This is a genomic window from Thermomonas sp. (assembly GCF_041905325.1).
Lineage (GTDB): Bacteria > Pseudomonadota > Gammaproteobacteria > Xanthomonadales > Xanthomonadaceae > Thermomonas.
Genome location: NZ_JAYRLK010000006.1, coordinates 64,658 through 87,335, shown reverse-complemented (window position 1 = coordinate 87,335; position 22,678 = coordinate 64,658). Strand labels below are relative to the sequence as shown.

Below are 22,678 nucleotides of genomic sequence, written 5' to 3'. Positions count from 1 at the left end.
GCGTTGCCTGCCGGTACCGGTCCCGGTCTGGGCGCGGTGACGCGTGCAGGGGGTATATAGCAGGAAACGTGCCAAAAGTCCTGCAACGCTTGCTGCGGGTGGGGGTTGCCGCCGTTGGGGCCACTGGGGCCGTGGTGGCGGCGGAAGTGTATGGCATTTTTCGTCATCTTGTGCCGTTTTGGGTCAGTTGCGTGAAGCCGTTCGCGGTGCTTCAGGGGGCCGCCCATGCTGCAAGCGCCGCTGTGTCCGCGAAGGGGCCGATGTGGGTTTTCAGCAGGCGTCCGTCGGCATCCACCAGTACGGTGTAGGGCAGCACACCGGCGGGGTTGCCCAGACGGACGCCGGCATCGGCGGGGCCGGGGGCAGCCACCAGTTGCGGGTAGCGGGCAGGGTGGGCATGGAGGAAGTTGCGGACGGCGGCGGCATCGTCCAGTGCGATACCGGCAAGCTGGGTGCCGTGCTGCGCTTGGGTGCGGGCGAATGCTTGCAGGATGGGCATTTCCCGGAGGCAGGGCGCGCACCAGGTGGCCCACAGGTTGACCACGGTGGTGCGGCCAGCCCAGCGGCCTGGCAGGGCGACGGGCGTGCCGTCCAGGGTGTGTACGGTGAAGGACGGCAGGCGAGCGCCGGGTCGGGCGATGGCAAGGCCGGGCGGCGGTGCGGGCGCGCGTGCGGCCAGCAGGGTGCCGAGCGTGCGTTGGCCCCATTCGGTATTGGCCAGCTGGATGGCCAGGCGAGGCTGGAAGTACAGGCTCGCCACGGCTCCGGCCAGGCCGGCCAGCAGCGCGGCCCCCAGCACCGCGCGATGGCTGGGCATCAGCGTGCGGCCTCGCGCAGGGCGGCTTCGGCCATGCCGGGGGTGAGCAGGGTGGGCAGGACGCGGCCTTCACCCCCGTTGCGTGGATAGACCACGTACAGCGGCACGCCCACGGCCTTGTGCTGTTGCAGGAAGGCGCTGATCGCTGGATCCACGTCGGTGTAATCCCCGACCATGTACACCGCGTTGGCTTGCGCCAGGGCTTGCTGGAAGCCGGTGGCGGCAAAGACCGTCTTTTCGTTCACCTTGCAGGTGATGCACCAGTCGGCGGTCATGTTGAGGAACACCGGCCGCCCCTGCGCACGCAGCGTGGCCAATGCCTGCGGAGACCATGTGGCATGGTCGCTGCTGTCGATGCGGGGGGCGGTCTGCGCGCGCGGCAGGGCGTGCAGCCGGGCCAAGGGCGCGCCGATCAGCAGCAGGGCCAGCACGGCCACGGCCTGCCAGGCGCGCGCACCGCCGTGGCCCGGGCGTGCCCATGCCCACGCGGCGAAGGCCAGCAGCAAGGCTGCGGCCAGCCACAGGCCGGCGGCATCGGCACCGCGCAGGTTGGTCAGGACCCACAGCAGCCATGCGGCGCTGGCATACAGCGGGAAGGCCAGCAGTTGCTTGAAGGTGTCCATCCAGGCACCGGGCCGGGGCAGCAGGCGGGCCAGTGCCGGTACGCAGGCGATGAGCAGGAACGGCAGTGCCAGCCCCAGCCCAAGCATCAGGAACACCAGCAGTGCGCCGGCGGTCGGGCCGGTGAAGGCATAGCCCAGTGCCGCACCCATGAACGGCGCGGTGCAGGGTGTGGCCAGCACCACCGCCAAGGCGCCGGTGAAGAAATCCGCGCGCGCGGAATCCCCGGACACGAGCGCGCTGGTGCGCGTGCCCAGTGCCACATTGGCCTGCCACACCCCCGACAGCGACAGCCCCAACCCCAGCATCACCAGCGCCAGCACCGCCAGCACCAGCGGCTGTTGCAACTGGAAGCCCCAGCCCAGTGCCAGACCGGCATGGCGCAGCGCCAGCACCAGCCCGCCCAGCGCCAGCATCGAGGCCAACACGCCTGCGGTGTAGGCCAGTGCGTGGCGGCGTGCGTGCGCCCGGTTCTGGCCGCTCTGCACCAGGCTCAACGCCTTCAGCGACAGCACCGGCAGCACGCAGGGCATCAGATTGAGGATCAGGCCGCCGCCCAGCGCCAGCAGCAGCGCCGCCAGCAGGCCGGGGGTCCGGCGCTGCGGCGGGGTTTCGCGGGCGGGATCATTGGTGGTGGCGAGCCCCTCCCCACCCCTTGAGGGAGAGGGCGCAAGCGCGGCACCGGCGGAAGCGGAAGCTTCGACCCCCTCTCCCCCGCCTGCGGGGGAGAGGGTTGGGGTGAGGGGGGCTGTTGGCGCGAGCTCCCCCTCACTCGCCTTCGGCACCCTCTCCCCCGCAGGTGGGGGAGAGGGGGAGGCGGTACCCGCCGGCAATTGCACGGCCAGCGTGCGGGTCATCGGCGGGTAGCAGATGCCGTCGATCTGGCAGCCTTGCAGGCCCACGCGCAGCTTGCCGCTGGCGGCGCGGGCGTGGCTGCGGCTGACCGGCAGCGGGATTTCGACCTGATCGAAATACACCGCCACCTTGCCGAAGTGTTCGTCCTTGTATGGGCTGGCCTTGGGCAACAGCGTCGGTGGTGGCAGCGTCGTCGCCAGGCCGGTGCCGGCATCCAGTTGCACCGAAAGCTTGTCGCGATAGAGGTAGTAGCCCTTGGCGGGGGTGAGCCGCAGCAGCAGGCGCTGGCCGTCGAGGGCGATGACTTCGCTGGCGAAGGCGCGCTCCGGCGGCAGTGGCGCGGCATCGGTGGCCCCCTGCGCATCCCCCAGTGCGAACAGGCCGCCGGATTTCCTGCCGAAGGTCGGCGGCGGCAGGTCGTCCATCGCCTGCGGCAGGGCCACCGTCAGCGTGCGTGTTTGCGGGGGGTAGCACACCCCGGCGTCGGCGCAGCCCTGGTATTTCACGGTCAGGCGCAGTGCGGTGGTGCTGCTGCCGGGCGTGCCGGTGAGCACGCCGACCAGTTGCTTGCGATAGGTCTGCACATCGCCGAAGAATTCGTCGTGGTGCCTGTCCCCTTCCGGCAGGGCCAGTGTGGCATTGGCGAAGCTGGGGCCGGCGGCCACCGAGGTGCGGTGGCGGTACAGGTAAAACCCGTCGGCGATCTGCCAGCGAATTTCAATGCGGCCCGGCGCGGTGGCGTGCGTGCTGAGGACGAACACGCTGTCCACCGGCGGCAGTTCGCCGACGATGGCGGCGGAGGCGGGCAGTGACAGGCACAAGGCAAAGGTCGCCAGCCACAGGCGCAGGCGCGAGAGCAATCCAGTCATGAGGTCATTCTACGGGACGGGTGGCGGCGGCCAGCCAGTGCAGATAGGCCGGCAGGCCGTCGGCGGCTTCGACCGCCAGCAACTCCGGAAGTTCGTAGGGGTGCAGTTGCGGCAACCGCGCCTGCAACGCGGGATAGCGGTCGCGGGTGGTCTTGATCAGCAGCAGCACCTCCGCATCCCGTTGCAGGCGGCCTTGCCAACGGTAAAGCGAGGTCACGCCCGGCAGCAGGTTCACGCAGGCGGCCAGCTGTTCTTCCACCAGTGTGCCGGCGATGCGTTCGGCGGTGGCCATGTCGGGACAGGTGCACAGGCAGAGCAGGGCGGTCATCGGTACAGGTTAGCGCCTGTGCGCAGAGGAGGCCCTTGAAAGCCGTCCGTCGAGCCCCATCTCACAGCCATCCCGGTTGCGGGGTGTTGTTGTCTCGCGTTTGGCAGCCGCGCTGCGCGACTGCTAAAATATCCGGGTTTTCTCCACACAATCAATCATTTGCAGAGGTTGCACATGTCCAACATCAAGCCGCTGTACGACCGCGTGGTCATCAAGCGCATGGAAGAAGAAAAGCTGTCCGCCGGTGGCATCGTGATTCCGGATTCGGCCACCGAGAAGCCGATCAAGGGTGAAGTGATCGCCGTCGGTACCGGCAAGGTGTTCGATAACGGCCAGGTCCGCGCACCGCAGGTCAAGGTCGGTGACAAGGTGTTGTTCGGCAAGTACAGCGGCACGGAAGTGAAGCTGGACGGTACCGAGCTGCTGGTGGTGAAGGAAGACGACCTGTTCGCGATCCTCGGCTGATCGCACGTCGTTTTTGCGTAAGGCGGGTCTCGACCCGCCACTCACAGACATCCGATTTCGAAACGGCGGGTTGAAACCCGCCCTACACAATTGAGGTAATTGCCAATGGCTGCCAAAGATATCCGTTTCGGTGAAGACGCCCGTTCGCGCATGGTGCGCGGCGTCAACGTGCTCGCCAATGCCGTCAAGGCCACCCTCGGCCCGAAGGGCCGCAACGTCGTGCTGCAGAAGAGCTTCGGCGCGCCCACCATCACCAAGGATGGTGTGTCGGTTGCCAAGGAAATCGAACTGGCTGACGCCTTCGAGAACATGGGCGCGCAGATGGTGAAGGAAGTCGCGTCCAAGACTTCCGACAACGCCGGTGACGGCACCACCACCGCCACCGTGCTGGCGCAGGCGTTCATCCGCGAGGGCATGAAGGCGGTCGCCGCCGGCATGAACCCGATGGACCTGAAGCGCGGCATCGACAAGGCCGTCACCGCCGCCGTGGGCGAGCTCAAGACCCTGTCCAAGCCGTCGTCCACCAGCAAGGAAATCGCCCAGGTCGGCACCATCTCCGCGAACAGCGACGCCAACATCGGTGAGCTGATCGCGCAGGCGATGGACAAGGTCGGCAAGGAAGGCGTCATCACGGTTGAAGACGGTTCGGGCCTGGAGAACGAGCTCGACGTGGTCGAGGGTATGCAGTTCGACCGCGGCTACCTGTCGCCGTACTTCGTCAACAACCAGCAGTCGATGCAGGCCGAGCTGGACGACCCGTACATCCTGCTGCACGACAAGAAGATCTCCAACGTGCGCGACCTGCTGCCGGTGCTGGAAGGCGCGGCCAAGGCCGGCAAGCCGCTGCTGATCGTGGCCGAGGAAGTGGAAGGCGAAGCGCTGGCCACCTTGGTGGTCAACACCATCCGCGGCATCGTCAAGGTCTGCGCGGTGAAGGCCCCGGGCTTCGGCGACCGCCGCAAGGCGATGCTGGAAGACATGGCCATCCTCACCGGCGGCACCGTGATCTCCGAGGAAGTGGGCCTGTCGCTGGAGAAGGCCACCATCAAGGACCTGGGCCGCGCCAAGAAGGTGCAGGTCTCGAAGGAGAACACCACCATCATCGACGGCGCCGGCGAAGCGGCCGGGATTGAAGCCCGCATCAAGCAGATCAAGGCGCAGATCGAGGAGACCTCCTCGGACTACGACCGCGAGAAGCTGCAGGAGCGCGTGGCCAAGCTGGCCGGCGGCGTGGCCGTCATCAAGGTCGGTGCCGCCACCGAAGTCGAGATGAAGGAAAAGAAGGCGCGCGTCGAAGACGCCCTGCACGCCACCCGCGCCGCGGTCGAGGAAGGCATCGTCCCGGGCGGCGGCGTCGCCCTGATCCGTGCCAAGGCCGCGATCGCCGGCCTGAAGGGTGCCAACGAAGACCAGAACCACGGCATCCAGATCGCCCTGCGCGCGATGGAAGCCCCGCTGCGCGAAATCGTCACCAATGCCGGCGAAGAGCCGAGCGTGGTGCTGAACCGCGTGGCCGAAGGCAAGGGTGCGTTTGGTTACAACGCCGCCAATGGCGAGTTCGGTGACATGATCGAATTCGGCATCCTGGATCCGACCAAGGTCACCCGCACCGCGCTGCAGAATGCTGCGTCGATTGCCGGTCTGATGATCACCACCGAAGCGATGGTGGCCGATGCGCCGAAGAAGGACGAACCGGCGATGCCGGGCGCCGGTGGCATGGGCGGCATGGGCGGCATGGATTTCTGATCCGTTGCAACCCGCGTGTCCATGCAACATCAAAACCCCCGCCGCGAGGCGGGGGTTTTGTTTGGGGCGTCGGATGCCCGCCGGCGTCGCTGCACGCCGAAGCTGGCACGGTGCTTGACGCACCCTCGCCCGGCCCACAGACTCCGGAAAGGGCGTTTGAATTCCCCGGTGCACTCCAGACGGGAGGGGGCGGATGACGGGAAAAGAGCGAACCGCCTGCCTGGTTGGCTGTGCGCTCGTCGCGGCGCTGATTCTGGCTGCGTGGCTGGTGCGTGCACCGGCCACGAAGACGCTGCTCGACAATCTGCAATGGACGTTGTCCTTCGGCGGCTCGGCGTGGTTGGCATGGCGCGGGCTGGCCGGGGCCAGCGGTGCCGAGCGGTCGTTGCGGCGTGCGCTGTTCGCCGGCGCGCTGCTGATCTTTCTCGGGCAACTGGCGTGGGATCTGCAGGTCTACAGCGGTTGGAATCCGTTCCCCGCGCCTGCGGATGTGTTTTTCCTGGGGGCGGCCTCCACCTGGATCGGTGGCTGGCTGGCGGTCATCGTGCAGCGCCTGCCGCGCGAGCGCCTGATGCCCTCGCTGCTGGACATCGGCAGCGCGCTGAGTGCGCTGATCGCCGCCATCCTCACCCTCTACATGCCGTCCGGCGGCAACGTGCAGTTCAGCGTGCTGATCGCGCTGGTCGCCTATCCGGTGCTGTTCCTGCTGGCGGCCGGGTTGGGCGTGCTGATGGTGCCGGCATTGCGGTTGCGGTTCGGTGCTGCGCACCTGCTCACGCTGGCGGGCATGACCGGCTACGGGTATGCATGGATGCAATGGAACCTGTACTTCCTGGATGGCGCACTGGTGCCGGGCGGCCTGTTCAATGCCAGCTACAGCCTGGCTGCGCTGATGTTCGGGCTGGGTGTGCGGCATGTCCATCTCGAGCAGGATGTTCGCGCCGGGGTCTGGCGGGAACGCACCATGGCCTATTTGCCGCTGGTGGCGATGTCGCTGGCGCTGCTTACGTTGGTGATGCTGTTCCGCTCGCTGGAGCACGGTGCCGGCATCGCGCCCCGCGTGGTCTTTGCCTGCTGCCTGCTGGCCCTCGGGCTCACCACCCTGCGCCAGACGCTGATGGTGGGCGTGCTGGAGCGCTTGCGCGATGCCGAGCGGGCGATCCTGCGCAACGAGACGCAGATGTATCGCCTCGCCAATTTCGACGCCCTCACCGGGTTGCCCAATCGTTGCCTGTTCGAGAGCCGGCTCGAGCATGGTCTGCGCGAAGCCAACCAGCGGCAGACCCGGGTGGCGGTGATGCTGATCGACCTCGACCATTTCAAGCAGATCAACGATGCCTTCGGCCACCACGTCGGCGATCGCTTGTTGCGGGAAGTCGCGGATCGCTTGCAGGCTTGTCTGCAAACCGACGCCACCCTTGCCCGCATGGGCGGCGACGAGTTCATGCTGATGCTGGAGTGGGCGCGTTCGCGCACCGATGTTGCCGCGCTCGCGCAGGCCTTGCTGGAGGCGCTGGATCGCCCCTGGCCCGACACCGGGATGGGCCAGCAGTTCGTGGGCGCCAGCATCGGCATCAGCATGCACCCCGACGACGCCGGCAGTCCGGTCGAATTGATCCGCAATGCCGACGCCGCGCTCAATCAGGCCAAGTCCGACGGGCGCGGCACCTATCGCTTCTATGTCCAGGACTATACCGACGCCACCCGGCGCAAGCTGGCGCTGCGCAGCCGCCTGCACCTGGCCCGGCTCGAGGAAGAATTCCGGCTGGTCTACCAGCCCCAGTACGACCAGCAACGCGTACTGATCGGGCTGGAGGCGCTGCTGCGCTGGACGGTGGACGGCACGTCGGTACCGCCGGACGAGTTCATCCCGATCGCCGAGGAGAGCGGGGTGATCGTGCCGATCGGTGACTGGGTGTTCGCCTCGGCCTGCCGCCAGATCGTCGCCTGGCGCGCGCAGGGGCTGCGGGTGCCGCCGGTGTCGGTCAACGTCTCGGCGCGGCAATTGGCCGAACCGGACCTGGCGGGGCATTTCGCCGGCATCGCCCGCGACCTGGGTGTGGACCCCGCCGACCTCACCCTGGAAGTCACCGAATCGCAATTGCTCGACGCGCGCATGCTGCCCTCGGTGGAAGCCTTGCGCAAGGCCGGTTTCAGCCTGTCGATGGATGATTTCGGCACCGGGCAGTCTTCGCTGGTCAAGCTCAAGATGCTGCCGGTGAGCGAGCTGAAGATCGACAAGGCCTTCGTGCGCGACATCGCCACCGACCCCGGCGACCGCGAGATCTGCGCCACCATCCATGCGCTGGCCGGTGTGCTGGGCATCGAGGTCGTTGCCGAGGGCGTGGAGACCGTGGAGCAGTTCGACCTGCTGGTGGCGATGGGCTGCCAGCGCTTCCAGGGGTGGTTGTTCGCGGCAGCGATGCCACCCGAGCAGGTACCGCTGCCGGTGGCGGATGCCATGCCGGCTGCCCGGGACACCCCCAGCCTGGCCTGACCTCGCCGTTCCGGGGCGGTGGGTCAGTGCGCCGGCACCGTGCGCGGCAGCGCCCAGTCGCGCAGCGCCTGCACTTGTTCGGCCATCACCACCGACAGCGGGCGGGTGTCGCGCAGGGCTTGCATCAGCAGGGCGGTGTCCAGTGCGGCGTGCGCGGCGTGCGCGGCATACAGCGCGCTGACGATGACCTGCTCGATTTCGGCGCCCGAAAAACCGTTGGCCGCCGCCGCCAGCGCCGACACGTCGATGCCCTCGCGCGGGAGTTTGCGGCGATCCAGGTGCAGGGCGAAGATCTCGGCGCGGGTGGCGGCATCGGGCAGATCGACGAAGAAGATTTCGTCGAAGCGGCCCTTGCGCAGCAGTTCGGCCGGCAATTGCTGGACCTGGTTGGCGGTGGCGACGAGGAAGACGCGTGATTTGCGTTCGGCCATCCAGGTCAGCAGGTAGCCCAGCACGCGTCGCGACAGGCCGCCATCGGTGTCGCCGCCGTCGGTCGCCAGCGCCTTTTCGATTTCGTCGATCCACAGCACGCAGGGCGCAAGCTGCTCGGTAGAGGCCAGCGCCTCGCGCAGGTTCTTCTCGGTTTCGCCTTGGTATTTGTCGTAGAGCGTGCCGAAGTCAAGCCGCACCAGCGGCACGCCGAACCCACCGGCCACGGCCTTGGCCACCATGGATTTCCCGCAGCCTTGCACGCCCAGCAACAGCATGCCCTTGGGAGGTTCCAACCCGGGCGGGGGCGGCTCCTGCACGAACACCGGACGGCGCTGTTCCACCCAGCGCTTCAGGCGCGCGGCGCCGCCGACGTCGGCAAATTGCGCGGTGTCGTATTCGTAATGCAGGTGGCCGCTTTTGTTGAGCAGCTCGAACTTCAACCGCGCCAGCTCCGGCAGGTCATGCGTGCCCAGTGCGCCATCGCGGAAGATCAGATGGCGGGCGATGCGGCGCGCATCCACCAGGCTCATGCCGCGCAGGTTGCGCACGATCTGGCGCACGGCGTCGGCATCCACTTCCACTCGCCGCCCGCCATGCTCGGTGGCGTAGGCGGCGGCCTCCTCCTTCACCATCTTCAGCAGCGCATTGGCGTCGGGCAGTTGCAGCGAGAAGCGCACCGCGAACGGCTCCAGTGCTTCCGGCAGCTCCACCCGGGTGCCCACCATCGCCACCACGTGCGGCTGGCAGTCGCGGCGCTGGATGATGTCGCGCAGGGCGCGCTGGTAGCTGGCATAACCCAGATAGGGGGTGGCATCCAGCAGCAGGTAGATGCCGCGCTGGCGGGCATCGCGGATCTCGCGCAGGGTGGCGCTGAGGTCGGGTGCGGTGGTGGCTGCGTCTTCCCGGTCCATGTCCAGCCGGCGCAGGCCTTCGGTCACGCTCCAGCGGTACAGCGCGCGCCACGTGTGCATCAGCGATTGGCGGAACAGGTCCATCACCCGGGTTTCGTCGGGGGTTTCGATCACCAGCAGCGGGGTTTCCGCGCGGATCAGGGCTACGAGATCCAGCAATTCGCTCATGGCCGTCCACGATACTGGCGCATGGACGATGCCACAATCGCGGCATGGACCAAGCACATGCGATCGAGTTGCAGGCCCACGCCACGCGCGCGTTGCAGCGCCTGCGCGCGGCCGGGTGCGTGGTGCCGGAGGCGGCGCAGGCGCGGTTGGGGCGGTTGGCGATGGCCAGCGATTTCGCCATCGACGTGTTCCTCCGGCAGCCGGCGCTGCCGGGGGCGTTGCTGGACGACGCGGCGACGCCGGTGCCGGCACCGCTGCTGGAGGCGGATGTCCCGGGCGAATGGGCGCGCCTGCTGCGCCGCTACCGGCAGGCGGAATCGGCCCGGCTGGTGTGGCGCGACGTGGTCGACGGTGCCGATGTCGAAGAGATCCTCGCCGGCAGCAGCGCGCTGGCGGAAACCTGCCTGCGGCTGGCCCTGGACGCGCTGGAAACCGACTTCGCGCGGCGCTTTGGCGTGGTGCGCGATGCCGACGGCGCACCGCAGCGGCTGGTGGTGTTCGGTCTCGGCAAGCTGGGCGGGCGCGAGCTGAATTTCAGTTCCGACATCGACCTCGTGTACGCCTACGAACACGAAGGCGAATCCGATGGCGCGCGCAGCCTGCATGCGCAGGATTATTTCGCGCGGCTGGGCCAGCAACTGGCGAAATTGCTGGACGAGGTGACCGCGGACGGTTTCTGCCATCGCGTCGACCTGCGCCTGCGGCCGTTCGGCAACGCCGGGCGGGTGGCACTGTCGTGCGCCGCGATGGAGTTGTATTTCCAGCGCGAGGGCCGCGACTGGGAGCGCTACGCCTGGCAGAAGGCACGGCCGGTGGCCGGTGACCTGGCGGCCGGTGAACGCCTGCTGGCGGGGCTGCAACCGTTCGTGTACCGGCGCTATCTGGATTACGGCGCGCTGGATGGCCTGCGCGCGATGAAGGCGTTGATCGCCGCCGAAGTGGCGCGCAAGGACATGGCCGACGACATCAAGCGCGGGCCGGGCGGCATTCGCGAGATCGAGTTCCTGGCGCAGGCGCTGCAACTGATCCGTGGCGGCCGCGAGCCGGCCTTGCGGCGGCGCGGGTTGCTGCCCACCCTGCGTGCACTGGCCGCGGCCGGGCACATGGACACGGCGGCGGCGACGGCGCTGGCGGCGGCCTACCGGTTCCTGCGGCGGCTGGAAAACCGCCTGCAAATGCTGGCCGATGCGCAGACGTACGCGCTGCCGGAGGACGCGGTGGCGCGTGCGCGTCTTGCCGCCGGGCTGGGGTATCGAGACTGGGCGGCGCTGGATGCGGCCCTGGCGGTGCAGCGGGCGAAAGTGGCGGAGGAGTTCGGCGCGTTGCTGGCACCTCGGCGGCGGCGCGTGGGCGACGAGGGTGCGCTGGCGGCGTATTGGCGGGCACTGCCGGCGCATGGGGATGCCGCGCAACTGGAGGCCGGCGGGTTCGACCATGCCGGCGAATTGCATGCCAGCCTGTGCGAGTTCGCCCGCAGTCCAGGCGTGGGCGATCTGTCCGACGCCGCGCGTGCGCGGCTGGATCGCGTGCTGCCGGCGCTGTTGCAGCAGGCCGCCGCCACCGCGCAGCCGGATGCGGTGCTGCGGCGGGTGTTGCCGCTGCTGCGTACGGTGCTGCGGCGGTCCAGCTACCTGGCCTTGCTGGACGAGCAACCGGCGGCATTGGCGCGGCTGGTGGGCGCGCTGGCGCGCAGCGCGCTGCTGGGGGAACGCCTGGCGGCGTATCCGCTGTTGCTGGATGAGTTGCTGGACGTGCGCGTGGGTGGGGAACTGCCGGACGCGGCGGCGATGCACGGGCAATGCCACGCGGCCTTGCGCGAGGGCGACACCGAGGCCTCGCTGGATGCGTTGAACGAAGTGCGGCAGGCGCTGAGTTTCCGTTTCGCGCTGGCGCTGCTGGACGGGCGCATGGACGCACGCGCCTGTGCGCAGCATCTGGCGTGGCTGGCCGATGCGGTGGTCGCCTGCGTGTTGCGGCTGGCCACCGACGAACTGCGCGGCGCGCATGGCGACATCGCCGGTGGCCGCTTTGCCGTACTGGGGTATGGCACGGTGGGAGGCGAGGAGCTGGGCTTCGGCTCCGACCTCGATTTGGTGTTCCTGTTCGATGCCCCGGCCGATGCGTTGTCCGACGGCCCGCGGCCACTGGATGCGCCGCGCTGGTATGCGCGGCTGGGCCAGAAAATCGTCGCCCTGCTCGGCGTGCGCACCGGTGCCGGGCGCTTGTTCGACGTGGATGTGCGGTTGCGCCCGGACGGTGCCAAGGGCCTGCTGGTGTCGAGCCTGGCCAGTTATGCCGACTACCAGCGCCAGCGTGCGTGGACATGGGAGCACCAGGCGCTGGTGCGCGCGCGCGCGCTGGCCGGCGACGCGACGTTGGCGGCGGCATTCGAGGCGGTGCGTGCCGAGGTGCTGGCACGGCCGCGTGATGCGGCGGCGCTGGCGCGGGACGTGGCGGCGATGCGCGCGCGCATGCGTGCCGAGCTGGACCGCAGCGATGCCGCGCTGCTGGACCTGAAGCAGGGCGACGGCGGGCTGGTGGACCTGGAGTTCCTGTTGCAGTACTGCGTGCTGCGCGATGCCGCGCGCCACCCGGCGCTGCTGCAACCGCGCGCCACCCCGGCCTTGCTGGCGGCCGCGGAGCAGGCCGGCAGCCTGGATGCCGACACCCGGGCTGCGCTGGTGGCAGCACACGCGGCGCTGTTGGACACCGGCCTGCGCTGCACGCTGGATCGTCGCCCGCGCCGCGCCGCGCGCGATGCGCAGGTATCGGGGGCCAGTGCGGCCATCCACGCCGCGTTCGTGGCGCAGGGGCTGGGGGGCAGTGCCTGCGGGCCGGCGGCGGACACGGACTGAACCGGCCCGGCTGCGATGCGCGGGCGCGCAGCCACCCGCGACCACGCGGTCACGGCACGGGCAAGGACAGGCGCTGCCGCACGATCGCCGCCACGCGCTCGGTTTCGCGCAGCGGTGCGGCGTCGAACTGCGCCAGCGCATCATCCAGCGGCCGCACGCGGCCGCGTGCCTGCAAGCCATCGACGAAGGCGCGTGGGCGGCCCTGCACGGTGTCGACAGCCCACGCGAACACGGGCGCGTGGGTGGCCGCCGCCTCGCTGAGCATGTTCACCGATTCCGGCGTGCACACCAGCCGGTCGGCATTGGCCAGCAGGCCGGCATACGGGTTGGGGCCGTCGCCGGTGTCGCGCCAGCGCAGCCCGGCGATCGCCGCATCCACCCGGCCCAAGGCCGCGCGCCATGCCGGGGGTGTGCGTCGCGAGGCGATTGCGCTGAAGCTGCCGCCTTCCACCCGCGCCTGCGCCGCCAGTCGTTGCAGCAGGGCCTCGAAGCCGGCATCGGTGAAGGCGGCCTGGCGGCTGGGGCCGCCGACCAGCAGCACGGTATGCGGAGTGGGCAGCATCGACAGCGCGGGAAAGGCGGAAATCGCGCACAGCAGGTAGTCGTCGTCCACCGGGTGCAGGCTGCCGACCATCGGCACCACGTGGTCGCCGCGCAGGCGGTCGTGTTCGGGGACGATCAGCAGATCCCAGTGCTGCGGCGCGATGCGTGGGTCGAGGATCTGCACCGCGCGACTGCCGCGCTCGCGCAGCAGGCGCGTGGCCAGCGCGGCCTGGCGTCCGCAGCCGATGGCCAGCGCCGGCGGGGCGTGGCGCAGCGCCGCGAAGGCCGGCCCCAGCGAGGGCGGCGGCAGCGGCCAGCGGCGGGGTGCCAGCCAGCGTGCCAGCGCGCCGGGCTGCAATGCGGTGTCTCCGGCGCGGGCGTCCAGTGCGCGTGCCAGCGCCAGCGCCTGACGTGCGTTGCCGGCGCGGCCGTCGTGCACGGCGCAGATGCGGGAGGGGCCGGAGGTGGCGTCCAATTGTTGCATGATTCGTATCAATTCGTTCCGAATATGCTGTATTAACGACGCTTGTGGAACTATACACTGTGCATCAATCCACCCACTGCGCAGAGCATGCCATGAGCCAGTCCTTGAACGATGCCGCCCTCGACCAATTGTTCCGCACCGCACGCACCTACAACGCCTTCAGCGGCGAGGTATCGGACGAGACCCTGCGCAAGCTCTACGACCTGCTGAAGTTCGGTCCCACCGAGGCCAACACCACGCCGGCGCGCATCGTGTTCGTGAAGTCGGACGAGGCCAAGGCCAAGCTGGGGCCGGCACTGTCCGAGGGCAATTACAAGAAGACCATGGCGGCACCGGTGGTGGCCATCGTCGGCTACGACATGCGCTTCTTCGACAAGCTGCCGGTGCTGTTCCCGCACACCGACGCCAAGCCGTGGTTCGAGCACCGCGACGAAGCCAACCTGGCGTGGGTGGCGATGCGCAGCAGCGCGCTGCAGACCGCCTACCTGATCCTGGCCGCGCGCTCGCTGGGCCTGGATTGCGGCCCGATGACCGGCTTCGACAACGCCAAGGTCGACGAGGCCTTCTTCGCCGGCACGCCGATCCGCTCCAACATCCTGGTCAACCTCGGCCACGGCGACCCCGCCAGCATCTTCCCGCGTTCCCCGCGGCTGGGCTTCGACGAAGCCTGCCGCATCGCCTGATCCGCGTTTGTCCGCCCCCGATCACGCCCGATCACGCACCACCCCGGAGCCTGTCCGATGAACACCACCCGCACCCTGTTGCTCTCGCTGGCCGTCGCCGCCAGTCTTGCCGCCTACGGCACGCCCGCCGCGCCTGCGGTGGCCGCGCCCGCCGCCATCGCCGCGGTGTCCGGCACTTACCGGCTGGACCCGGACCACACCAACGTGCTGGTGCAGTGGACGCACTTCGGGTTCTCGCAACCCAGCGCCGATTTCCACATCGACGCTGGCACGCTGGTGTTCGACGCCACCGATGCGGGCAAGTCCAGCGTCGACGTGACGCTGCCGATGGCGGCCATCGACACCTTCGTGCCGGCATTGGACGCGCATCTGAAGAAGGCCGATTTCTTCGATGTCGCCCGGTTCCCGCAGGCCCGCTTCCGGAGCACCGAGGTCAAACCCGCCGGTGGCAACAAATTCATCGTGACCGGGATGTTGACCATCAAGGATGTCAGCAAGCCGGTCACGCTGGACGTGACCTTGAACGGCGCCGGCAAGCACGGGATGACCGGCCAGCAGGCGATCGGGTTCTCCGCCACCGCCACGCTCAAGCGCAGCGATTTCGGGGTGGGTGCGTTTGCGCCGGCGGTGAGCGACGAAGTGCGGTTGCGCATCACCACGGAAGGGTCGCTGCCGGCGGTGGCCGGCAAGGAGTAAGGTGATGCGCATCGAACGCCCGGCCGCCGCGCGCGGCCACGTGTCGCTGGACTGGCTGGACAGCCGGCACACCTTCTCCTTCGGCCATTACTACGACCCGGCGTGGATGGGCTTCGGCGTGCTGCGCGTCATCAACGACGACACCGTCGCCCCCGGCGGCGGGTTCGCCACGCACCGCCACGCCAACATGGAGATCATCAGCGTGGTGCTGGACGGCGCGCTTGCGCACAAGGACAGCGGCGGCAACGCCGGCGTGATCCGCGCCGGCGACGTGCAGTGGATGAGCGCCGGCCACGGCATCGAGCACAGCGAGTACAACGGCTCCGACGCCGCGTCGGTGCATTTCCTGCAGATCTGGATCCAGCCGGAGCGCCTGAACCATCAGCCGGCCTACGCGCAACAGCACTTCGCGGCGGACGATCGGCGCGGGCGCTGGGTCACGTTGGCCTCGCCCGATGGCGTCGACGGGTCCATCGCCATCCGCCAGCAGGCGGTCTTGCGCGCGGTGCGCCTGGGCGCGGGTGAGCAGGTCACGGCCATGCTGGCGGCGGGGCGGCGTTACTGGCTGCACGTCGCCACCGGCGTGGTGACCCTGGACGGGCGCACGCTGGACGCCGGTGCTGCGCTGGGTGTCGTGGACGAGGCCGCGATGCTGGCCGTGCAGGGCGTGGAGATGGCCGACGTGTTGCTGTTCGAATTGCCGGTCTGAGCCGCGCGACGGGACGCGCTGGTAAACTGGCGCGGTTTCCGCAACCGTTTGCATCGCCATGGCCGAGCCCGTCCGTACCGCCTCCATCGCCGCCAAGCCGCAGCAGCGCCACGAGGTGCGGCGTGCCGACCTGCCGCTGAGCTGCCCGTTGCCGTCGCAGGCGGTGTGGAACGAGCACCCGCGCGTCTACCTGCCGATCGAAAACGAAGGCGGGCACAGCCAGTGCCCGTATTGCGGCACCCAGTACGTCCTGATCGATTGAGCCTGCGTCGCCGCCGATGCGCCGCCTGACCGTGGTGCAGTTGCTGCCGGCGCTGCAAGCCGGTGGCGTGGAACGTTCCTGCATCGAGATCGCCGCCGCGCTGGTGCAGGCGGGCCATCGCGCCATCGTGGTGTCGGCGGGCGGGCGGTTGCAGCCGGCGCTGGAAGCCTTGGGCGCGCAGCACGTGCGGCTGGCCATCGGCAGCAAATCCCCGTGGACGCTGCGGCACTTGCCGGCGTTGCGCCGGTTGTTCGCGGATGCCGACATCGTGCATGCGCGTTCGCGGCTGCCGGCATGGTTGGGTTGGCTGGCCCTGCGCGGGATGCCGGCGGCGCGACGGCCTCGCTTCGTCACCACCGTGCACGGGTTGAATTCGCCATCGCGCTACAGCGCGATCATGGCGCGTGGCGAGCAGGTGGTGTGCGTGTCGAACACGGTGCGCGCGCATGTGCTGCGGCATTACCCGCGCACCGACCCGGCGCGGCTGCGGGTGATTCCGCGTGGCATCGACCCGCTGGCGTTCCCCGCGACCCCGTGGCCGGACCGTGCTGCGCGTGCGCAGGTGGCGCAGCGGTTTCCGCAGCTGGGGGGGCGTGGCCCGTTGTTGTTGCTGCCGGGGCGCGGCAGCCGCTTGAAGGGGCATGCCGATGCGATCACCCTGCTGGCGCGCCTGCGTGCTGACGGATTGGATGCGCGGCTGTGGATGCCCGGCGTGCGGCAGCCGGGGCGTGCCGGCTATGCGGCCGAACTTGCGCGCGTGGCGGCGACCGCCGGGGTGGGGGATGCCGTGGTGCCGGGTGAAGCCACCGATGCCATCGCCGGCGCGTATGCCGCCTGCGATCTGGTGTTGCAGTTGTCGCGCAGGCCCGAGGCGTTCGGGCGCACGGTGATCGAAGCGCTGGCGGTGGGCCGTCCGGTCCTCGGCTGGGCGCACGGCGGCGTGGGCGAGTTGTTGGCCGAGCTGCAACCGGAGGGCGCGGTGGATGCGTTCGATGCTGCGGCGTTGGCGCAGCGTGCGCAGGCGTTGCTGGCGCGGCCGCCTTCCCGCCTGCCGGCGTCGCCGTATACCCTGCACGCCATGCAGCAGGCGACCTTGTCCTTGTACCAGTCGATGGTGGATGCGTGAACGCGGCAGCCGCCGGTTCGCCAGCCCCCATGCCGCAACTGGCCAGCGTCTGGGTGCTGGTGGTGGTGGCGGCCTGGCCGCTGCCGGGGGTGGCCGAGGCGCTGCTGTCGCTGGGTGCGCTGGGCACGTTCCTGTGGTGGCTGACGCCGCGCGGACGCCGGCAGATCGCGCAGCCGGGGCCGGCGGTGCTGGCATTGGTCGCCGTGGTGTTCCTGGGGTATTGGCTGCCGGAGGCGGTGTCCGCGCTGGATGCGCTGGACCGGCGGCAGGCGTGGCACGAAACCCTGCTGGACCTGCGCTACCTGCCCTTCCTGTGGCTGGTGGCGGTGGCCGTGGCGGATGTGCCGGGACGCCGGCGGGTGTTTGCCGGGATCGCCCTCATCGCCGGTGCATGGGCCGCCGACGCGCTGCTGGATGTCGCGCTGGGCACCAGTCCGCTGTACTGGCTGCTGGAGCAGGTGCGGCAACTGCTGGGCATCCCGCCGCGCTGCACCGGTTTGCGTGCGGCGGAAGCAGTGCGGCTGGCCGGGGTGCTGGGGCCATGCAACCCCAAGCTGGGGATCGTGCTGGCCAGCTTGTCGCCGTTCGTGCTGGACCTCGCCTGGCGCAGGCTGGGGCGCGGGGGCTGGCTGCTGGTGGCGGCGGCATTGGGGCTGGTGGTGATGCTGGCCGGTTCGCGCGCGGCGTGGCTCACCTTTGCGCTGGTGCTCGCCTGGAGTGGCCTGCGCGCACTCGGCTGGCGCTGGCTGGCGGTGCTGGGCGTGGCGGGCGCGCTGGCATTGGCGGCGGCCAGTGTGGGCTCGGCGCAGGTGGGGGAGCGCGTGCAGCGCACCGCGCAGGCGCTGTCGGCGGATACCGCCGGGGTGGATGCGGCATTGTCCGGGCGGGTGCGGATCTGGACGGCGGCGTGGTGCATGGTCCGCCAGCATCCCGTCAATGGCGTCGGCGTGCGCGGTTTCCGCGAGGCATGGCCGGCCTGCGATCCGGCGACGGCAACATCGCCGGCCTGGGGCAGCGGGCCGGCCCTGCATGCACATCAGCTGGTGCTGGAGGTGCTCAGCGAAACCGGCATCATCGGATTGTTGCTGTGGCTGGCCGCGGTCGCGCAGTTGGCGCGGGCGTGGCGTTACGCCGATGCGCAGGCGCGTGAGCGCACGCGGCCGGCGCTGCAGGCGCTGGTGGCCAGCACGTTTCCGCTGAACACCCATCTGGCCGCGTATTCCAGTTTCTGGGGGGGCGCGTTGCTGCTGCTGGCGGGGCTGTATGCCGGCAGCCTGTGGGGGGGCGTGGATCTGCGCCAGCCGCCTCAGCGGTAGCGCGAGACGCCATCCGGTTGGCGCTTGAAGCGGCGGTGCAGCCACAGGTACTGCGACGGTGCCGCGCGCACCATCGCTTCGATGGCGGCATTCACCCGTGCGCTGTCCGCGACCGCATCCTCGGTGGGGAACGGCGCCAGCGGCGCGCCGACCTGCAGCACGTAGCGGTCGCCCTCGCGGCGATGGAAGAACGGCACCACGGCGCAGCCGGTCATCCGCGCGAACTGGTGGGTGGCGGTGATGGTGGCGGCGGGGATGCCGAAGAACGGCGCGAACACGGTGTCCTTGCCGCGCATGTCCTGGTCCGGTGCGTACCAGAGCACGCCGCCGCGCTTGAGGTGGCGGATCGCCGCACGGGTGTCGCCGTTGCCGAACATCGCGCTGGCGTAGCGCAGGCGGCCGCGCAGCACGGCCCATTCCATCACCGGGCTGCGGTGCTTGCGATACATGCCGGCCAGCGGCACGTGGTCGCACAGCAGCCGGCCGCACAGCTCCAGGGTCATGAAGTGGCCGGACACCAGCAGCACGCCGCGGCCCTCGGCCTGCAGGCGCTGGAGGATGTCCAGCCCCTCGATGCGCGCAGTGGCGCGCATCGGCGCGACGTCTCCCCACCAGGCGCGCGCGAATTCGAACAGGCCGATGCCGACGTCGCGGAAGTTGGCCCGCAGCAGGACCTCGCGCGCGGCGTCGTCCAGCTCCGGCAGGCACAGCGCCAGGTTGGTGCGCGCCGCCTCGCGGCGGTCCGGCAGCAGGCGCAGCGCCAATCCGCCGATGGCGGCGCCCAGCACGCGCTGCAGGCCCCAGGGCAGCCGCGCCAGCACCATGCACAGGCCCACGCCCAGCCACACCGGCCAGTGGCGCGGCGTGCAGGGCGGACGTGGAAGCGGGGGCGAAGCCATGCGGGGATTCTACCGGGCGGCATCGCTTGGTTATCCTTGCCGCATGCAGGCCACTTTCACCGAACGCGTGCTGCGTGGCCTGTATTCGGCCACGTGGTACCTGCTGGCACCGATCATGCTGTACCACCTGGTCTGGCGTGGTTTCCGCCAGCGTGCCTATTTCCTGCGCTGGGGCGAGCGTTATGCCAGCTACCCTGCTGCCGGCGGGAGTGCGCCGGTGTGGCTGCATGCCGTGTCGGTGGGCGAGGTCAACGCGGCGGCGCCGCTGGTGGACGCGCTGCGTGCACAGCGTCCGGAGGTGCCGCTGGTGGTGACCACCATCACCCCCACCGGTTCCGAGCGCGTGCGCACGTTGTGGGGCGATGCCGTGACCCATGTGTACCTGCCCTACGACCTGCCCGGCGCGGTGGGGCGTTTCCTCGACGGCTTCCGCCCGGCGCTGGCGCTGATCGTGGAAACCGAGCTGTGGCCGAACCTGCTGTTCGGTTGCCGCGATCGCGGCATTCCCGTGCATGTCCTCAATGCGCGGCTGTCGGCGCGCTCGCTGCGCGGCTACCGGGTGCTGGCACCGCTGCTGCGGCGGGCGCTGGCCGGCGTGCAATTGGTGGCGGCGCAATCACCGGAGGATGCGGCGCGGTTCGTGCGGTTGGGGGCGGCACCCGCGCGGGTGCAGGTGGGCGGCAATCTCAAGTTCGACATGCGCCCGGTGGATGCCGCAGCGTTCGTGGCCGGGTTTCGCGAGCGCCTGGGCGCGGCGCGGCCGGTGTGGATCGCCGCCAGCACCCACGAAGACGAGGAGGCCCCGGTGCTGGAAGCGCACCGCGTGCTGCGGCAAAGCCATCCCGATGCCCTGCTGCTGTGGGCGCCGCGGCACCCGGAGCGGTTTCGGGCGGTGGCCGCGCGCGCGCGCGAGGCGGGCTTTGCCACCGCGACCCGCAGCGAGGCGCAGTGGCCGGGGCCCGGCGATGCGGTCTTCGTGATCGATACCCTGGGCGAGCTGCTGCGCTTCTATGCCTGTGCGCAGGTCGCCTTCGTCGGCGGCAGCCTGCAGGCGATCGGCGGGCACAACCTGCTGGAGCCGGCCGCCACCGGCACCGCCATCCTCAGCGGCCCGCACCTGCACAATTTCGCCGACATCGCCAAGCGCCTGCGCGAAGCCGGGGCGATGCGGCTGGTGGACGACGCGGCGGCATTGGCAACGGCGCTGCGTGCGCTGTTCGACGATGCCGGCGCGCGCGCGCGGATGAGCGCCAATGCCGCGCGCCTGCTGGCCGAGGGCCGCGGCGCGCTGGCGCGCACGCTGGCCCTGATCGCGCCGGCGCTGCCGCCGGCGTAGCCGGCCCCGGGAAACGCGCCGGTCAGCGCGTGGCCAGGGTCTTGTCGAGCGCCTTGTCGGTGGTCAGCAGGCGGTTGACGTCTTCGACATCGGACACGTCCAGCGTGCCGGCGGCCTGCTCCAACAGCAGCCTGCTTTGCAGGAAGTTGTACTTGGCCTGTGCGAAGGCCTGCTGCGCGGAGAACAGGGTGCGCTGGTTGTTCAGCACGTCGAGCACGGTACGGGTACCCACTTCCAGACCGACCTGCGAGGCGTCGTAGGCCTTCTGCGCGGAGACCAGCGCCAGCCGGCGTGCTTCCACTTCGCTGATGCCGGCCAGCAGGGCCTGGTAGGCACCGCGGGTGCTGCGTTCGATCCCGCGCCGGGTCTGCTCCACCGCGTCGGCGGCGGCGTCGCGCTGGGCCAGCGCGCTGCGCACGTTGGACTGGGTGGCGCCACCGGCGAAGATGGGGATGCTCAGGCTCAGGCCGACGCTGGTGGAGGCTTTGTTGGTGCCGATGAAGGCCGGGTCGTACAGGCCGGGGATGGCCTTGCCGTACGAGGCTTGCAGGCCCAGCGTGGGCAGGTGGCCGGCACGGGCGCCGGAGACGCCGGCTTCGGCCGCTTCCAGGCTGGCCTGCTGCGCCTTCAGGGTGGGGTTGGTGGCCAGTGCGCTGGCCACCCAGTCGGCGACGCCCTTTTCCGCCGGCAAGGCCGGCTGGAAGTCATCCGGCAGGCCCTTGAGGTTGGCCACCGGGGTACCGGTGATTTCCAGCAGGGCCTGGTAGGCGTCCTGCACGGCGTTGCGCGCCAGCAGGGTGTTGGCGCGGGCGCCATCGTACTGGGCGCGGGCTTCGTAGACGTCGGTGATCGGGGCCAGCCCCACCTCCAGGCGCTTGCTGGCGAAGTCGAACTGCTTCTTCAGCGCGGCCTCGGCGGCCTCGGCGGCGGACAGCGTCTCCAACTGCACCAGCACGTTGAAGTAGGCGGCGGAGGTGCGGGTGATGAGGGTCTGCCCGGCGGCTTCCAGCGAGAAGCCACCGGCCCGGTCGGCGGCCTGCGCGCCCTTCAGGTTGGAATAGCTGCCGAAATTGAACAGCGACTGTTGCAGGTTCACCCCCCACGAGCCGGTGCGCACGCCGCCGGCCCCGTGGTCGACGCGGTTGGCGCCCACCGAACCGTTGACGTTGGGCAGCAGCAGGGCGCGCGCCTGCACCGGGCGCTCGGCCGTCGCCGCGCGATTGGCAGTGGCAGCCGCGTACTGCGGGTCGCTGCTGCGTGCGTTCTGGTAGCTCTGCAGCAGGTCGTCGGCGTGCGCCGCGATGGGCAACAGGACAAGGGCAAGGGCAAGGGCAAGCGGGCGACGCGACATGGGGGGGTCCTTGGCGGCTTACAAAGTGAAGGCAGGCACCGGCGCGGCACCCGCGAGATAAGGCAATTCGGTTTCGAACAACGCTTCGACGTGGTGGCCGTTGACGGTGCGCCGCACCAGTGCGGCTTCCATCACCGGCGCGTGCCCATGCACCACGAACATGCGACCGTCCGGGTTCAGCCATTCGACGAAGCGTGCCGGGAGGGTGGCCACCGCGCCAGTGACACAAATCACGTCGAAGCTGCGGCCGGGATTCCAGGCCAGCGCATCGGCACAGCGCACCACCACGTTGCCGATGCCTTGCGCCGCCAGGCGCGATTGCGCGGCGTCGGCGAGGTCGGCGTGGCGTTCCACCGCCACCACTTCGCGGGCCAGTGCGGCCATGCAGGCCACCAGGTAGCCGCTGCCGGCACCGATGACCAGCACGCTTTCGCCGGGCTGCGGGGCCAGGGCTTGCAACAGGCGGCCTTCCAGCACCGGCTTCAGCGTGGTCTCGCCGTGGCCGATCGGCAGCTCGGTATCGGCATAGGCCAGACCGCGCAGGGCGTCGGCCAGGTAGGCTTCGCGCGGAACCCGTGCCAGCGTGTCCAGCACGCGTGCGTCGAGCACGTCCCAGGGACGCTGCTGTTGTTCCACCATGGTTTCGCGGGCGCGGGCGCGGGCGTAGTCGATGCTCATGCGGGGAAAATCCGTTGCAGGGAACCGTGCA

At 69.9% G+C, this 22,678-nt stretch carries 19 protein-coding genes; 11 read left to right on the top strand and 8 right to left on the bottom strand.

Features of this window, described 5'->3' with window-relative positions; genetic code table 11:
- Window positions 1-211: 211 nt before the first annotated feature.
- The 3 genes from ACE3OK_RS08405 to cutA are packed head-to-tail and all read right to left on the bottom strand — an operon-like array spanning window position 212 to window position 3,490.
- The gene (locus tag ACE3OK_RS08405; protein WP_374249092.1) at window positions 212-817 is read right to left on the bottom strand and encodes a TlpA family protein disulfide reductase; all 606 of its coding nucleotides are present in this window, start codon (window positions 815-817) and stop codon (window positions 212-214) included.
- The gene (locus ACE3OK_RS08400) at window positions 817-3,162 is read right to left on the bottom strand and encodes a protein-disulfide reductase DsbD family protein (protein WP_374249091.1); all 2,346 of its coding nucleotides are present in this window, start codon (window positions 3,160-3,162) and stop codon (window positions 817-819) included. The genes ACE3OK_RS08405 and ACE3OK_RS08400 overlap by 1 nt, the downstream gene beginning before the upstream one ends.
- Window positions 3,163-3,166: 4 nt before the next feature.
- Entirely contained in the window at window positions 3,167-3,490 is a 324-nt protein-coding gene (cutA, locus tag ACE3OK_RS08395) for a divalent-cation tolerance protein CutA (protein WP_374249090.1), read from the bottom strand.
- 174 nt (window positions 3,491-3,664) lie between these two features.
- On the opposite strand from cutA, the gene groES reads away from it, so the two are divergent.
- From groES to ACE3OK_RS08380, 3 genes are all read left to right on the top strand, one after another.
- Window positions 3,665-3,955 (top strand): co-chaperone GroES, encoded by a 291-nt coding sequence (gene groES, locus ACE3OK_RS08390; RefSeq protein WP_374249089.1) that lies wholly within the window; start codon window positions 3,665-3,667, stop codon window positions 3,953-3,955.
- Between the two features lie 105 nt (window positions 3,956-4,060).
- The gene (groL, locus tag ACE3OK_RS08385; protein ID WP_374249088.1) at window positions 4,061-5,701 is read left to right on the top strand and encodes a chaperonin GroEL; all 1,641 of its coding nucleotides are present in this window, start codon (window positions 4,061-4,063) and stop codon (window positions 5,699-5,701) included.
- Window positions 5,702-5,894: 193 nt separating this feature from the next.
- Window positions 5,895-8,198 (top strand): putative bifunctional diguanylate cyclase/phosphodiesterase, encoded by a 2,304-nt coding sequence (locus tag ACE3OK_RS08380; protein ID WP_374249087.1) that lies wholly within the window; start codon window positions 5,895-5,897, stop codon window positions 8,196-8,198.
- 23 nt (window positions 8,199-8,221) lie between these two features.
- Here the strand turns inward: ACE3OK_RS08380 and ACE3OK_RS08375 are convergent, their stop codons facing one another.
- A complete protein-coding gene (locus ACE3OK_RS08375) occupies window positions 8,222-9,709 on the bottom strand; it encodes an AAA family ATPase (RefSeq protein WP_374249086.1) in 1,488 nt (495 codons plus the stop codon).
- A 44-nt stretch (window positions 9,710-9,753) separates the two neighbouring features.
- Here ACE3OK_RS08375 and glnE point away from each other — a divergent pair, with 44 nt between their 5' ends.
- Window positions 9,754-12,564 carry a bifunctional [glutamate--ammonia ligase]-adenylyl-L-tyrosine phosphorylase/[glutamate--ammonia-ligase] adenylyltransferase gene (gene glnE / locus ACE3OK_RS08370; RefSeq protein ID WP_374249085.1) on the top strand — a complete coding sequence of 937 codons (2,811 nt, stop codon included), beginning with the start codon at window positions 9,754-9,756 and terminating at the stop codon, window positions 12,562-12,564.
- Between the two features lie 49 nt (window positions 12,565-12,613).
- On the opposite strand, the gene ACE3OK_RS08365 is transcribed toward glnE, so the two are convergent.
- A complete protein-coding gene (locus tag ACE3OK_RS08365) occupies window positions 12,614-13,591 on the bottom strand; it encodes a mitochondrial fission ELM1 family protein (protein WP_374249084.1) in 978 nt (325 codons plus the stop codon).
- Between the two features lie 92 nt (window positions 13,592-13,683).
- Here ACE3OK_RS08365 and ACE3OK_RS08360 point away from each other — a divergent pair, with 92 nt between their 5' ends.
- The 6 genes from ACE3OK_RS08360 to ACE3OK_RS08335 are packed head-to-tail and all read left to right on the top strand — an operon-like array spanning window position 13,684 to window position 18,383.
- Window positions 13,684-14,274, top strand: coding sequence for a malonic semialdehyde reductase (locus ACE3OK_RS08360; RefSeq protein ID WP_374249083.1), 591 nt, complete (start codon window positions 13,684-13,686; stop codon window positions 14,272-14,274).
- Between the two features lie 57 nt (window positions 14,275-14,331).
- Window positions 14,332-14,970 (top strand): YceI family protein, encoded by a 639-nt coding sequence (locus ACE3OK_RS08355; protein WP_374249082.1) that lies wholly within the window; start codon window positions 14,332-14,334, stop codon window positions 14,968-14,970.
- 4 nt (window positions 14,971-14,974) lie between these two features.
- Complete coding sequence (locus ACE3OK_RS08350; protein ID WP_374249081.1) at window positions 14,975-15,679, top strand: pirin family protein; 705 nt, start codon at window positions 14,975-14,977, stop codon at window positions 15,677-15,679.
- 58 nt (window positions 15,680-15,737) lie between these two features.
- Window positions 15,738-15,941: a zinc-finger domain-containing protein gene (locus tag ACE3OK_RS08345; protein WP_374249080.1), complete on the top strand. Its 204-nt coding sequence runs from the start codon at window positions 15,738-15,740 to the stop codon at window positions 15,939-15,941.
- Window positions 15,942-15,957: 16 nt separating this feature from the next.
- Window positions 15,958-17,067, top strand: a complete 1,110-nt coding sequence (locus tag ACE3OK_RS08340; protein ID WP_374249079.1) for a glycosyltransferase — start codon at window positions 15,958-15,960, stop codon at window positions 17,065-17,067.
- Window positions 17,064-18,383 carry an O-antigen ligase family protein gene (locus ACE3OK_RS08335; RefSeq protein ID WP_374249078.1) on the top strand — a complete coding sequence of 440 codons (1,320 nt, stop codon included), beginning with the start codon at window positions 17,064-17,066 and terminating at the stop codon, window positions 18,381-18,383. The genes ACE3OK_RS08340 and ACE3OK_RS08335 overlap by 4 nt, the downstream gene beginning before the upstream one ends.
- Here ACE3OK_RS08335 and lpxL read toward each other — a convergent pair.
- A complete protein-coding gene (gene lpxL / locus ACE3OK_RS08330; protein ID WP_374249077.1) occupies window positions 18,374-19,282 on the bottom strand; it encodes an LpxL/LpxP family Kdo(2)-lipid IV(A) lauroyl/palmitoleoyl acyltransferase in 909 nt (302 codons plus the stop codon). The genes ACE3OK_RS08335 and lpxL overlap by 10 nt on opposite strands.
- A 43-nt stretch (window positions 19,283-19,325) precedes the next feature.
- Here lpxL and waaA point away from each other — a divergent pair, with 43 nt between their 5' ends.
- Entirely contained in the window at window positions 19,326-20,618 is a 1,293-nt protein-coding gene (waaA, locus tag ACE3OK_RS08325) for a lipid IV(A) 3-deoxy-D-manno-octulosonic acid transferase (protein WP_374249076.1), read from the top strand.
- A 22-nt stretch (window positions 20,619-20,640) separates the two neighbouring features.
- Here the strand turns inward: waaA and ACE3OK_RS08320 are convergent, their stop codons facing one another.
- Together ACE3OK_RS08320 and ACE3OK_RS08315 are read right to left on the bottom strand one after the other, a co-directional pair.
- The gene (locus tag ACE3OK_RS08320) at window positions 20,641-21,969 is read right to left on the bottom strand and encodes a TolC family outer membrane protein (RefSeq protein WP_374249075.1); all 1,329 of its coding nucleotides are present in this window, start codon (window positions 21,967-21,969) and stop codon (window positions 20,641-20,643) included.
- 18 nt (window positions 21,970-21,987) lie between these two features.
- On the bottom strand, window positions 21,988-22,647 hold the full coding sequence (locus tag ACE3OK_RS08315; protein ID WP_374249074.1) for a protein-L-isoaspartate O-methyltransferase: 660 nt from the start codon (window positions 22,645-22,647) through the stop codon (window positions 21,988-21,990).
- Window positions 22,648-22,678: the final 31 nt, after the last annotated feature.

Excerpts from the sequence above, each read along its gene's own strand:
- ACE3OK_RS08400 (WP_374249091.1), bottom strand. The coding sequence starts at position 3,162 with ATGACTGGATTGCTCTCGCGCCTGCGCCTGTGGCTGGCGACCTTTGCC.
- groES (WP_374249089.1), top strand. The coding sequence starts at position 3,665 with ATGTCCAACATCAAGCCGCTGTACGACCGCGTGGTCATCAAGCGCATG.
- ACE3OK_RS08315 (WP_374249074.1), bottom strand. The coding sequence starts at position 22,647 with ATGAGCATCGACTACGCCCGCGCCCGCGCCCGCGAAACCATGGTGGAA.
- cutA (WP_374249090.1), bottom strand. The coding sequence starts at position 3,490 with ATGACCGCCCTGCTCTGCCTGTGCACCTGTCCCGACATGGCCACCGCC.
- ACE3OK_RS08355 (WP_374249082.1), top strand. The coding sequence starts at position 14,332 with ATGAACACCACCCGCACCCTGTTGCTCTCGCTGGCCGTCGCCGCCAGT.
- waaA (WP_374249076.1), top strand. The coding sequence starts at position 19,326 with ATGCAGGCCACTTTCACCGAACGCGTGCTGCGTGGCCTGTATTCGGCC.
- ACE3OK_RS08405 (WP_374249092.1), bottom strand. The coding sequence starts at position 817 with ATGCCCAGCCATCGCGCGGTGCTGGGGGCCGCGCTGCTGGCCGGCCTG.
- glnE (WP_374249085.1), top strand. The coding sequence starts at position 9,754 with ATGGACCAAGCACATGCGATCGAGTTGCAGGCCCACGCCACGCGCGCG.
- lpxL (WP_374249077.1), bottom strand. The coding sequence starts at position 19,282 with ATGGCTTCGCCCCCGCTTCCACGTCCGCCCTGCACGCCGCGCCACTGG.
- ACE3OK_RS08350 (WP_374249081.1), top strand. The coding sequence starts at position 14,975 with ATGCGCATCGAACGCCCGGCCGCCGCGCGCGGCCACGTGTCGCTGGAC.
- ACE3OK_RS08345 (WP_374249080.1), top strand. The coding sequence starts at position 15,738 with ATGGCCGAGCCCGTCCGTACCGCCTCCATCGCCGCCAAGCCGCAGCAG.
- ACE3OK_RS08365 (WP_374249084.1), bottom strand. The coding sequence starts at position 13,591 with ATGCAACAATTGGACGCCACCTCCGGCCCCTCCCGCATCTGCGCCGTG.
- groL (WP_374249088.1), top strand. The coding sequence starts at position 4,061 with ATGGCTGCCAAAGATATCCGTTTCGGTGAAGACGCCCGTTCGCGCATG.
- ACE3OK_RS08360 (WP_374249083.1), top strand. The coding sequence starts at position 13,684 with ATGAGCCAGTCCTTGAACGATGCCGCCCTCGACCAATTGTTCCGCACC.
- ACE3OK_RS08380 (WP_374249087.1), top strand. The coding sequence starts at position 5,895 with ATGACGGGAAAAGAGCGAACCGCCTGCCTGGTTGGCTGTGCGCTCGTC.
- ACE3OK_RS08340 (WP_374249079.1), top strand. The coding sequence starts at position 15,958 with ATGCGCCGCCTGACCGTGGTGCAGTTGCTGCCGGCGCTGCAAGCCGGT.
- ACE3OK_RS08320 (WP_374249075.1), bottom strand. The coding sequence starts at position 21,969 with ATGTCGCGTCGCCCGCTTGCCCTTGCCCTTGCCCTTGTCCTGTTGCCC.
- ACE3OK_RS08375 (WP_374249086.1), bottom strand. The coding sequence starts at position 9,709 with ATGAGCGAATTGCTGGATCTCGTAGCCCTGATCCGCGCGGAAACCCCG.